Here is an 11,112-nt window from a genome sequence, read left to right on the forward strand (position 1 = left end):
AGTGGGGAACGTCGCCATGCTGTGTAAACGGCACCACTTGATGCGGCAGCGCACTACCTGGCGGATGGATCAGGTGATGCCCGGGGTGCTGGCGTTCACCACTCCCGGGCGAAGGACTGTGCTTACCACGCCCGTGGGGTATGACGTTCCACCGTTTTAGATGCCTGCTTTCCAGCGTGGGCCACGGTTGAGTTACGGTCTGCCTACTTATGGCCTGCTAGTCGCCGGGGCTGGTTTCAACGGATAATGTCTGATTGCTTTGCGCTGTTGGTTGCGTTGGAGTGCGGTTTCCGGCCAGGGGTTCGGTTTCCGGCGCTGGGTGCACTGTGTTGGTTACGTACCAGCCCGTTGTGTGTTGGCATAGAGTTCCTGACAAGGTGATCGCTGTGGGAACGAATTGAGCCACTGTTGCCACGCTGGGGATACGCCTTGTCCCGGCCAGGCCCAAGCGGGGTTCGGGTCCGGGATGACCTGCTGGCGGCGGCTGGCGGAGTGGAACGAGGCCGGGGTGTGGCAGCGGCTGCACGAGACGCTTGCGGCCGGGCTGAACGCGGCCGGGAGGCTGGACTGGTCGCGAGCGGTGATCGACAGCTCGCACGCGTGGGCGGCGCGCCGTGGCCCATAAGCGGGCCGAGTCCAGTCGGTCGCGCCCGGCCGGGCTCCACGCACCACGTGATCACCCGGAGCGGCGGCATGCCGCTGGCGGTCAGCGTGACCGGTGGCAACGTCAATGACGTCACGGAGCTCTACGCCGACCGCCTACGACTCTGCCCGCCACCGTGCTGGGTTAGCGGTATGGGTATCGATCCACAGATCGCCGCGCGTGGAACGGAACATGGCTCCGGGCTGGCGCGATCAGGTGGATCGTGCGGGTTTCGGGGTCTCCTGGGCGCCCGCTGTGCCGTCAGTCGGCGATCCCCCACACGAGGCAGAACGTGTGTCCGGCCGGGTCGCGGAACACCCGGAACGTCGTGTCTTCGACGGCGCCGTGCACCCGGGTCGCGCCCAGTGCCAGTACTTGGCGTTCGGCTTCGTCCGGGTCTTCCACGCGGATGTCGAGGTGGACCTGCTGGGAGCCCTCGGGGTCGGGGAACTTGGGCGGTTCGTGCTCGGGGGAGTACTGGAACGCCAGCCTGCGCCCGGACGGATCCGTTACCGTGGACCAGGTTTCGTCGTCCTCGGTCAGTGATCCGCCGATCACACTCTGGTAGAACGCGGCGAGTTTCGCCGGTTCCTTGCAGTCAAACACCACGCTGCGCAGTTGTCCGATCATGTTCCCAGTGTTGCCTGCGCCGCGCAGCCGGAAACATCAAGATGCCTTGGCGACCGCCTTCGCCAACTCCTGGCGGGTCATCGTCGACCGGCCCTTGATCCCCAGGTCCTTCGCGCGTTTCGCCAGTTCCGCCTTGCTCGCGCCGGACTTGGTGCCGGTTTTCGCGCTGCCGCCGGATTTCTTGCCGCCGTGGGACTTCGTGCTGCCGTTGGACTTCGTCCTGGCGCTGGTTTTCGCGCTGGCGCCGGTTTTCGTGCTACTGGCTTCGACGCTGCGGCGCAAGGCTTCCATCAGATCCGTGACCTCGGTCGCCTCGGGTGGCTCGGCTTCCGCGACGATTTCGTTGCCCTCGGCCTTGTCCTCGATCAGCTTGTTGACCTTCTCGGTGTACGTGTCGTGGTAGTCCGACGGGCGCCACGGTTGGCTCATCGACTCGATCAGGGTCGTGGCCATCTTGAGTTCCTTGCCCTTGCCCACGCTGACGTCGTCCACGGTTTCGACGATCTCCGCCGGGTCCCTGATCTCGTCGGCGAAGAAGAGCGTTTCCAGTGCCATGATCTTGCCGCGTGGCCGGATCGCGGTCAGGTACTGCTTCCCGCGCATCACGAACGTGGCTATGCCCGCGCGGTTGCTGTCGGACATCGCCTTGGTCAGCAGGGCGTACGGCTTCGCGTACTCCTTCTTCGCCGGGGCCAGCCAGTAGGTCTTCTGGTAGTGGATCGGGTCGATCTCGTCGAGTTCGACGAACGCGTCGATCTCGATCGCTCTCGACCGGCCCGGCGCGATGTCGGCGAGTTCGTCCGGCTCGACCAGCACGTACTCCCCGCTGTCGACCTCGTTGCCCTTGACGATGTCGGAGTAGTCCACTTCCTTGCCGGTGCGCTCGTTCACCCGCTTGTAGCGGATCCGGTCCGAGGTACCCCGCTCGAACTGGTTGAAGTGGACAGTGTGGTCCTCGGTGGCGCTGTAGAGCTCCACCGGGATGCTGACCAGCCCGAAGCTGATCGCTCCGCTCCAGATCGCACGTGGCATACGCGTGGGCTACCCCGTCCACTCGTGAACCAACCGGGAACGATCTGGGCCGATCGGACCAACCGCGACGGACCGGACGTGAAGTACGTTGGCATTTGTCCAACCACCTGGGGAGGCATCTCGTGCGAGTTGTTGTGGGAACGGTGTTGGCGGGCCTGGCGTTCGGCCTGGTCAGCCCGGTTTCGGCGGTGGCCGGGCCGGTGGCGCGACCGGCCTGTAGCGAGGAGCCGCGTGAGCTGCCGATCACCGAGTTCACCGACTACCGGGAACTCCAGGTGGAGTTGGGCAGGCTGGAACGGGTCAGCAAGGGCAGGCTCAAGGTCGAGTCGGCCGGGCGGTCCACCCGTGGCCGCACCATCCACCGCGTGACCGTCGGCACCGGGCCGAAGGTGATGGTCGTCAGCAGCGAGATCCACGGCAACGAGAAGACCGGGACCGACGCGCTGTTACGCGTCCTCGACTTCCTCGGCACCTCCGAATCCGCGCACGCCAAGCGGTTGCGCGCGACCGTCACGTTCGTCGCGGTGCCGAAGCTGAACCCCGACGGCGCCGAGTTGGACCGCCGGGGCAATGACCTGTCGTGGACCGAGGTGCAACAGCGGTTCCCGCAGCTGGCCGGACGCCCACCCGCGTGGAACTACATCTCCGGCCAGCAACAGGGCGACGACTACCGCACCCGCCCCGGCTTCGACGTCAACCGGGACTTCCACCCCGAACTCGACTACCAGCCGCGGGCCGCCGACGTGCCCGGTACGCCCGACCAGCCGGGCTGGTTCATCACGCCGGAGGCCAGGGTGCTGCGCAAGGTCTACCTCGACCTCAAAGCCGAGCGGGGCAAGGTGCCTGACGTGTACGTCGACCTGCACCACCAGGGCGCGTGTGTGCGCCAGGCGGGCAGCGACAGGTTCCTCGACGTCGCCGTGGACTACCCGCCGCTGCCCGACCGCTTCTTCGCCGACGGCCAGAAGTACGCCCGATACCGTGACGTGTACACAAAGGACGAATCACGGCAGCTGGCGATCAGCGCCTTCAACGGCATGACCGAAGGCGGGTACATCGGCGCGCGCTACCCGCACGCGGCCGACCGCGACCTGCCCGGCCAGGCGCGGTGTGCCTTCGCCCTGAACGGCACCGGAACCGTGCTGTTCGAGGTGCGCGGGCAGACCCAGACCCTCGGCCAGCAGCACCGGGAACGGTTCACCCGCGCCGTGGTCGCCGGGCTGAACCGGATGATCGCCGACGTCAGCACCGGCGCCGTCGACCGGATCGACCCGGAGAAGTTCGACACCATCCCCGGGACGGCCGGTGCCGAGGCGTTCGACCCGACGCTGGTCGATTGACCGTCCTAACCGAGGAACTTCCGGATGGCGGCCACCATCGCCTCGGGCTGCTCCTCGGGGATGTAGTGGCCGGTGCCCGGAATCGGCTCGAACCGCGGGTCGACGACGGACTTGCGCAGCGACTTCACCGCGTAGTCCTCGTCCGCCGGACGTGAGGTCAGCGCCAGCACCGGCAACGTCAAGGGTGCGTAGGACTTCATGTCGACGGCGTCCTGGCCGAACGTCTGGTACCAGCCGTTGGACGCCCTGATCGCGTCAGGGGAGTCGTAGGCCTTGGCGTAGATCTCCCGCGCCTTCTCGTCGATGTTGGCCGGGTCGAGCAGCATCAGATCACTGAGGTGGTCGACCAGCGCGCGGACGTTGCCCGCCAACAGGACCTGGGGCAACGCCGTGAGCTGGTTGAAGGCGAACCACCACAGGTGGAGCGCCTGGCCCGGCTTCGGCAGCAGGGTCAGGTCGTAGAGGTCCTCGTCCGGGTGCGGCACGTCGACCATCACGAGCTTGTCGATCGCGTCCGGGTGGTTGGCGGCGAAGCTGAACGCGACCATCGCGCCGATGTCGTGCCCGACCAGATCGACGCGGTCGAACCCGAGGTGGCGCACGAGTTCGTGGATGTCGCGGGCCATGGTCTTCTTGTCGTAGCCGCTTTCCGGCTTGGCCGACAGGTTCATGCCGCGGATGTCCACCACGACGACGCGGTAGTGCTCGGCCAGCGGCGGCATGACCTTGTGGAACTCCCACCAGGTGTGCGGCCAGCCGCCCAGCAGAACGACAGGCTTGCCCTCGCCGCCGATGACGTAGTGCAGGCGCGTGCCGTTGACGTCCGCGTACTCGCTGCGGAAGCCCAAGGACTCCGCGAGCTGGGCATCGTTCATCGCTGATATCCAATCTAGAACGAACGGTTCAGTATGAGGGTATGAAATCAGTCGAGCAGGGACAGCGCGTGGTCGACGGCGTCGGTCAGCCGTCGCCGGTCGGGCCGGTGGCCCATCACGCGAACTCCCTGCACGAACGTGACCAGGAAGCGGGCCAGTGAGTACGGGTCCTTGTCCTCGCTCAGGGTCCCCTGGCCCTGGGCTTGGGCGAGCGCGCCCGCGATGGCCGACTCGAGACCGCCGAAGCCGATGTCGACCCGCCGTGCGGCGAGTTCGTCGCCCGGCAGGCACTCGACGGCCGTGTTCGTCACGAAGCAGCCCTTGCGGTCCGGATCGCTCGCCGACTCCTCGGCGAACGTTCTGATCAGGTGTTTTACCGCGGCGAGGCTGTCGCCTTCCGGGAAGAGGCTCGCGGCGGCTCTGCCGTTGACCTCTTCGAGGTAGCGGTCGAGGGCACGCAGGTACAGGTCGTGCTTGGTGTCGAAGGTCGCGTACAGGCTGGCCCGGCCGATCCCCAGGTGGTCGACGAGGTCCTGCACCGAGGTGGCTTCGTACCCCTTGCGCCAGAACAGGTCCAACGCGGCGCGCAGCGCCGTGTCGGGATCGAACTCCTTGGTCCTGGCCATGCCGCAACCGTAGCCTGTCTGGAACGATCGATCAAGAATGGCTTGTCGGTGGGACTCGGGTCACGCCGTGGTGATGGCCGGTGACATCGTGCTTGGTGGATTCCGTTTCCCGCGATCCGGAACCGGACGAGTCGTCATGACGAGTTCGGGGGCTGCCGGGTGACTCGCCCGCTGCTGGTCGCTGCTCCGTTGGTGGCGAAGTGTGTCCGGTCGGCATATTCAATCACGGAGAATCGCGGCGATATCCGAATTCGATGCGGGACCTCACTCGATCCGGCTAGCTCGATCGGGTGAGCAACGCTTTTGCGGTCGAGTGATGGTGAATCGCCGCGCCATCGGTGCGGCGTTCAGCGGGCCTGGTCAAGGCTGCCGCTCGTCGCTCGAAAATGACCGCTGATCGGCATCGACGGCACGCCGGGTAGGTGTTCTTGCGACGTCGAATACCGACCTGCTTCAATTTGCCCATGCGTGACCGGACCCGCTTGGACGGGTGGGTCTTTGGTGCGCACAAGGGCGCGGCTCGCTGCTGCAACAGCGAGCCGCATCGCCCTGCATCCCTATGGGTATCACCGAGACACGCAGAAGGGAAAAGGACATGCTCATTATAGATCCTGGTCAGCGATCGAATCCAGGGAAATCCGTCGTTCAGTGGGCGCATTTCCTCGCGTACCGCGTTTTCAGAGGTGTGCGCAGGCCGGGCACGCGCGGCCGCCCGATGCGGCCGGTCTGGCTGGTCGACCGGGCGCTGCACGCCGCCACCTGGGTGCCGATCGCACGGCTCGCCGCGTTCGCCGCGGTGGTCACCACCGTGATCGGCGGCGTCGCGGGCGCGGTGATCTGCATGGCGTTCCGGAAGGCCGGGCGGTGAAGAAGAAGGACGCGATCGCCGCCGTCATCAGGGACGAGATCATGGCGGGCCGGTATCCCTCCGGCAGCATGCTGCCGAGCGAGTCGCGGATGATGGAACGGTTCACCGTCTCGCGCACGCCGGTTCGCGAGGCGATCACCATGCTGAAAGCGGAAGGACTCATCTCGGTCCACCACGGGAAAGGCGCCGTCGTCCGGGTCCGGCCGGAGTGGGTGGTGCGGTCACATCCCCGGAAAATCGTCGCGGAAACCATGCGGCAAGGCACGAACGTCGGCTATTTCGACCCCGATCTGGAAGGGGGCCAATGGGATGTCGTCGGTGAACCGGTAACCGACCGGATGCGGGCGACGGCGACACTGGCGCTTATGATCGGGGTGCGGGAGGGCACGGACGTGTTCCGCTACGACCGGCTGCTCGACGACGGGCAGGGGCGGTTGATGTTCCACCGCCTGTATCTGCCGTTCGACACCGTGAACGATGTCCGCAAACTGGGCGACCGCAGATTTCGCAGCCCCACCGAGCTCTACGCCATTCTCGCGGCGGCGGGCCACGCCCTGGTCTGGCGCGAGTCCGTCCGCGCCACGATGCCCTCGCCGGAGGACGCCGAACGCCTGCGCATCCCGGCGGCCACGCCGATGCTCGTCGCCCAACGGATCGCGGCGGCCCCCAACGGTCACCCGTTCGCCATGGAGGAGACGCGGATCAGCGCGGACAACGCCAAGTTCGTCTACGACCTCGGCCGCGCGCCCGCATTGTCCAGTTCGGACGCGGATGCCGGGACATGATGCCTGCTTTCCCGCCACCCTGGGGGACGCACGAGTGCAACCAATGTGGCATTGGTTGCACGAGATGCAACCAATGTGGCCTTCGTTGCACGGGTAGCGGCGGGGTGGTTGGCGGTGGTTGGGGGTGGTTGGGGTGGAACCAATGTGGCCTTGGTTGCGGAATCCACCACCAATGTGGCCTTCGTGGCACCGGCACCGGCACCGGCACCGGCACCGGCACCGGCACCGGCACCGGCACCGGCACCTGGCGGCGGCACCGGCGGCGGCGCGTGAGAACCCGTCCGGTTATTCGCGGCTGGGCCCGCTTGGCCAGTTCTGCTGGTCACGGGACCAGGCGTCGAGCACGATCAAGGTCTTGGTCCCGGTGACCCGGTGGCTCTTGCGGATCTCGTCGATCCGCTCCTGCAGGTGCGCCATGTCCCGGACGCGCAGCCAGATCAGCGCGTCCGGGTCGCCCGCGATGGTGAACACCGCCTGGGTCTCCGGCATCGCGGTGGTGGTCTGCACGATCTCGGCGACGTTGGTCGTCCCGGAGAACCGCAGTTCGGTGAACGCCTCGATGCCGTGGCCGAGTTTCGAGTGGTCGACCCGCACGGTGTAGCCGAGGATCACGCCGCTGTCCTGCATCCGGTCGATCCGGCGCTTGACCGCCGCGATGGACAACGAAACCCGCCCGGCGATGTCCGACAAGGTCCTGCGCGCGTCCTGCCGCAGCAATGACAGGATCTCGTGGTCGGTGGGGTCGAGCTCGTCAGCCATGAGCGCAGACTGTACGCGGCGCGCAAAGAGTTTGCGCCGGTCCACGAGGTAGGCCCGGATTCTTTGCGTCTTCGTGGCGTCTGCTGGTCATGCTTGTTGCGCACGGCCGCGAGTCATTGTGTGGTGTGCGCAACACGCGTGCCAGGGAGGCCATGGATGACCTTCACTCTTGAAGACCGATACGTCCGCGAAACCGGTCCGGCCTATCTGACCGGCATCCAGGCCCTGGTGCGGGTTCTGCTCGACCGGGTCAGGCACGACCGCCGATCCGGGCTGACGACCAACGCGTTCGTCTCCGGCTACTCCGGGTCACCGCTCGGCGGGTACGACCTGGAACTGGGTCGCCGCCGCAAGCTGCTCGACGAGTACGGCATCGTGCACCAGCCGGGCCTCAACGAGGAACTCGGCGCGACCGCCGTGATGGGCAGCCAGTTGGCCGCTGGCATCGGCACGCAGCGACCCGACGGCGTCGTGGGCATGTGGTACGGCAAGGCGCCGGGCCTCGACCGGGCGACGGATGCCTTACGGCACGCCAACCTCGCCGGGACGGACCCGCGTGGGGGAGCGGTCGCGCTGGTCGGCGACGACCCCAACGCGAAGTCGTCGACCGTGCCGAACGCGTCCGAGCTGGCACTGGCCGACCTGGCCATCCCGGTCTTCTTCCCGGCCGACTCGCAGGACGTGCTCGAGCACGGGCTGCACGCGGTCGAGATGTCCAGGGCCACCGGCCTGTGGACGTCGATCAAGGTCGTCGCCAACGTCGCGGACGCGGCCGGAACCGTGACGCTCCAGAACGACTGGAAAGCTCCCGCGCTGCCGGAACGCGCGTACAGGCACACCCCGTCGGCCCGTCTGCTCGGCCAGCAGTTGGCCGCGTTGGAGCGCAGCCTGTTCGACACGCGAATCCCGCTGTCGATGGAGTACGTGCGCGCCAGCGGTGTGAACCGGATCGTCGAACGCGGCTCCGGCGACATCGGTGTGATCACCGCTGGCAAGTCCTATCTGGACGTCCAGCAGGCGTTGCGGGCGCTCGGCCTGGACGGCCAGGTCCGTGTGCTCAAGCTCGGCGTGATCCACCCGGTCGACCCGGTGATCGTGCGCGAGTTCGCCGCGGGGCTCAGCGAGATCGTCGTCGTGGAGGAGAAGCGGGCGTTCATCGAGACGGCCGTGAAGAACATCCTCTACGGCGTGCCGGACGCGCCGCGCGTACACGGCAAGCAGGACAACGAAGGCCGCACGCTGCTGCCGCAGGCGGGCGAGTTGAGCCCCGAGCAGATCGCGGGCGCGTTCGCGCGGCGGCTGCCGTCGTACGAGTCGGTCCAGGCGTGGCAGCGGCGCCGCAAGCGTGAGCGGATCTCGGTTCCGCTGCTGGCGCGCACCCCGTACTTCTGCTCCGGCTGCCCGCACAACTCCTCGACGAAGGTGCCGGAGGGGACGCTGGTCGGCGCCGGGATCGGCTGCCACACCATGGCGTTGTTCATGGAGCCGGAGCAGGTCGGCAACGTCCTCGGCGTGTCGCAGATGGGCGGCGAGGGCATGATGTGGCTCGGGATGAGCCCGTTCGTCGAGTCGAACCACCTGGTGCAGAACATCGGCGACGGCACGTTCATGCACTCCGGCAGCCTCGCCGTGCGAGCCGCCGTCGCCGCGGGCTCGAACATCACGTTCAAGCTGCTGCACAACTCCACGGTCGCGATGACCGGCGGGCAGCAGGCGGTCGGCGCGCTGCCGATCGAGAAGATCGCGTCGATGATGCTCGTCGAAGGCGTCCGCAAGATCGTCATCACCAGCGACGAGCCCGACCGGGTCCGCAAGCTGCGGCTGCCCGGTGGTGTCGAGGTCCGCCACCGCGACGAGATGCTGCGCAGCCAGGACGAACTGGCCAGGATCCCCGGCGTGACCATGCTCATCCACGACCAGGAGTGCGCGGCGGAGAAACGCCGCAAGCGCCGCCGCGGCAAGGTCGAGACACCCGCCGCCAAGGTCATGATCAACGAGCGGGTCTGCGAGGGCTGCGGCGACTGCGGCGCGAAGTCCAACTGCCTGTCGGTGCAGCCGGTCGCCACCGAGTTCGGCCGCAAGACCCAGATCCACCAGTCGTCGTGCAACGTCGACTACGCCTGCCTGTCCGGCGACTGCCCGTCGTTCCTGAGCGTAATCCCCGGTAAGAAGCCCGAACACCGCAAACTGCCGGACATCGCCGCCGACGACCTGCCGGACCCCGTCGTGCGGGGCGACGACTTCACCGTGCGGATCACGGGCATCGGCGGCACCGGCGTGGTGACCGTGTCGCAGATCCTCGGCACGGCCGCGGCGATCGACGGCAAGCACGTGCGGACGCTGGACCAGATCGGCCTCGCGCAGAAGGGCGGCGCGGTCGTCTCGGACGTGAAGGTCACCAAGGACCTCGTCGAGCAGGCCGCGAAACTGGCCTCCGGCGAGGCGGACCTCTACCTGGCCTGCGACGCACTGGTCGGCGCCGACCCGACACACCTGGCCGCGGCGGACACCGACCGGACCACGGCGGTCGTCTCGACCACGCAGGTGCCCACGGCGCGCATGGTCGTCGACACGGGCGTGTCCTACCCGGACTCCGGCGACGTCCGGTCGGTGATCGACGCGGCCGCGCACCGCACGGTGTACCTGGACGCGCAGGGCCTGGCCGAAGCACTTTTCGACGACGCCCAGTACGCCAACATCCTCCAGGTCGGCGCCGCTTTCCAGACCGGCGCGATCACCCTGTCGGCCGACGCCGTCGAGCAGGCCATCCGCCTCAACGGCACGGCGGTGGACAAGAACCTTCAGGCCTTCCGGCGCGGCAGGCAGGCCGTCGCGGACCCGGACGCCATCGAGACGCTGCTGACCGTCCCGGTGGTGGAGGCACCGCTGCACCCGTCGACCGACCGGATCGCCGGGATCGTCGACGCGGCACCGGGCACCGAGCTGGCCAGGCTCGTACGACTGCGTGTGTCGGACCTGATCGCGTACCAGAACGAGAAGTACGCGAGCGAGTACGCCACCTTCGTCGAACAGATCCGCGCGGCGAGCACGACCGAGGTCGCCGAGGCCGTGGCGCGCAACCTGTACAAGCTGATGGCGTACAAGGACGAGTACGAGGTCGCTCGGCTCTCGCTCGACTTGTCGAGTGTGGAGGAGCAGTTCGGCGTCGGCGCGAAGGTCTCCTACCGGCTGCACCCGCCGGTGCTGCGGGCGATGGGGATGAAGCGCAAGCTCAGCCTCGGCCGCTGGTTCCGCCCGGTGTTCCGGCTCCTGGCCGCCCTGCGCAAGGTGCGCGGCACCAAGCTGGACGTGTTCGGCTACGCGCACGTCCGCAAGGTCGAGCGCGAGCTGATCAGCGAGTACCGCGACGCCGTCCGGCAGGCTGTGGGCAGCGATCCGGCGATCGCGCTGGAGCTGGCGCAACTGCCGGACATGGTCCGCGGCTACGAGCAGATCAAGCTGGACAACGTGACCGCGTACCGCCAGCGGATGCGTGACCTGCTCACCCCGGCACCCGTCGAAAACCCAGTCGGCACAGCCGCCTAGAACCTCCT

At 67.5% G+C, this 11,112-nt stretch carries 9 protein-coding genes and 1 pseudogene; 5 read left to right on the forward strand and 5 right to left on the reverse strand.

Annotated elements, in window-relative coordinates; genetic code table 11:
* Nucleotides 1–445: 445 nt before the first annotated feature.
* Nucleotides 446–855, forward strand: a pseudogene (locus ALI144C_RS57340) (IS5/IS1182 family transposase); the annotation flags it as partial.
* Nucleotides 856–904: 49 nt separating this feature from the next.
* Here the strand turns inward: ALI144C_RS57340 and ALI144C_RS10515 are convergent.
* A complete protein-coding gene (locus tag ALI144C_RS10515) occupies nucleotides 905–1,273 on the reverse strand; it encodes a VOC family protein (RefSeq protein ID WP_076986870.1) in 369 nt (122 codons plus the stop codon).
* A gap of 36 nt (nucleotides 1,274–1,309) precedes the next feature.
* Nucleotides 1,310–2,305 (reverse strand): non-homologous end joining protein Ku, encoded by a 996-nt coding sequence (gene ku, locus ALI144C_RS10520; RefSeq protein ID WP_076986871.1) that lies wholly within the window; start codon nucleotides 2,303–2,305, stop codon nucleotides 1,310–1,312.
* A 122-nt stretch (nucleotides 2,306–2,427) separates the two neighbouring features.
* Between ku and ALI144C_RS10525 the strand changes: the two genes are divergently transcribed.
* Complete coding sequence (locus ALI144C_RS10525; RefSeq protein WP_076986872.1) at nucleotides 2,428–3,645, forward strand: M14 family zinc carboxypeptidase; 1,218 nt, start codon at nucleotides 2,428–2,430, stop codon at nucleotides 3,643–3,645.
* A 5-nt stretch (nucleotides 3,646–3,650) separates the two neighbouring features.
* Here ALI144C_RS10525 and ALI144C_RS10530 read toward each other — a convergent pair whose 3' ends face one another.
* Nucleotides 3,651–4,520 (reverse strand): alpha/beta fold hydrolase, encoded by an 870-nt coding sequence (locus ALI144C_RS10530; RefSeq protein WP_076986873.1) that lies wholly within the window; start codon nucleotides 4,518–4,520, stop codon nucleotides 3,651–3,653.
* A 47-nt stretch (nucleotides 4,521–4,567) separates the two neighbouring features.
* Entirely contained in the window at nucleotides 4,568–5,146 is a 579-nt protein-coding gene (locus ALI144C_RS10535; protein ID WP_076986874.1) for a TetR/AcrR family transcriptional regulator, read from the reverse strand.
* 595 nt (nucleotides 5,147–5,741) lie between these two features.
* On the opposite strand from ALI144C_RS10535, the gene ALI144C_RS54245 reads away from it, so the two are divergent.
* Nucleotides 5,742–6,014: a hypothetical protein gene (locus ALI144C_RS54245; RefSeq protein ID WP_143230566.1), complete on the forward strand. Its 273-nt coding sequence runs from the start codon at nucleotides 5,742–5,744 to the stop codon at nucleotides 6,012–6,014.
* The gene (locus ALI144C_RS10540; protein WP_076986875.1) at nucleotides 6,011–6,799 is read left to right on the forward strand and encodes a GntR family transcriptional regulator; all 789 of its coding nucleotides are present in this window, start codon (nucleotides 6,011–6,013) and stop codon (nucleotides 6,797–6,799) included. The genes ALI144C_RS54245 and ALI144C_RS10540 overlap by 4 nt, the downstream gene beginning before the upstream one ends.
* Nucleotides 6,800–7,084: 285 nt before the next feature.
* Here ALI144C_RS10540 and ALI144C_RS10545 read toward each other — a convergent pair whose 3' ends face one another.
* A complete protein-coding gene (locus ALI144C_RS10545; RefSeq protein WP_076986876.1) occupies nucleotides 7,085–7,558 on the reverse strand; it encodes an Lrp/AsnC family transcriptional regulator in 474 nt (157 codons plus the stop codon).
* Between the two features lie 156 nt (nucleotides 7,559–7,714).
* Between ALI144C_RS10545 and ALI144C_RS10550 the strand changes: the two genes are divergently transcribed.
* On the forward strand, nucleotides 7,715–11,104 hold the full coding sequence (locus ALI144C_RS10550; protein WP_076986877.1) for an indolepyruvate ferredoxin oxidoreductase family protein: 3,390 nt from the start codon (nucleotides 7,715–7,717) through the stop codon (nucleotides 11,102–11,104).
* The last annotated feature ends 8 nt before the right edge of the window (nucleotides 11,105–11,112 follow it).

Origin of the sequence: Actinosynnema sp. ALI-1.44 (assembly GCF_001984155.1) — a bacterium.
Classification (GTDB): Bacteria; Actinomycetota; Actinomycetes; order Mycobacteriales; family Pseudonocardiaceae; genus Kibdelosporangium.

Excerpts from the sequence above, each read along its gene's own strand:
- ALI144C_RS10515 (WP_076986870.1), bottom strand. The coding sequence starts at position 1,273 with ATGATCGGACAACTGCGCAGCGTGGTGTTTGACTGCAAGGAACCGGCG.
- ku (WP_076986871.1), bottom strand. The coding sequence starts at position 2,305 with ATGCCACGTGCGATCTGGAGCGGAGCGATCAGCTTCGGGCTGGTCAGC.
- ALI144C_RS10530 (WP_076986873.1), bottom strand. The coding sequence starts at position 4,520 with ATGAACGATGCCCAGCTCGCGGAGTCCTTGGGCTTCCGCAGCGAGTAC.
- ALI144C_RS10535 (WP_076986874.1), bottom strand. The coding sequence starts at position 5,146 with ATGGCCAGGACCAAGGAGTTCGATCCCGACACGGCGCTGCGCGCCGCG.
- ALI144C_RS54245 (WP_143230566.1), top strand. The coding sequence starts at position 5,742 with ATGCTCATTATAGATCCTGGTCAGCGATCGAATCCAGGGAAATCCGTC.
- ALI144C_RS10545 (WP_076986876.1), bottom strand. The coding sequence starts at position 7,558 with ATGGCTGACGAGCTCGACCCCACCGACCACGAGATCCTGTCATTGCTG.
- ALI144C_RS10550 (WP_076986877.1), top strand. The coding sequence starts at position 7,715 with ATGACCTTCACTCTTGAAGACCGATACGTCCGCGAAACCGGTCCGGCC.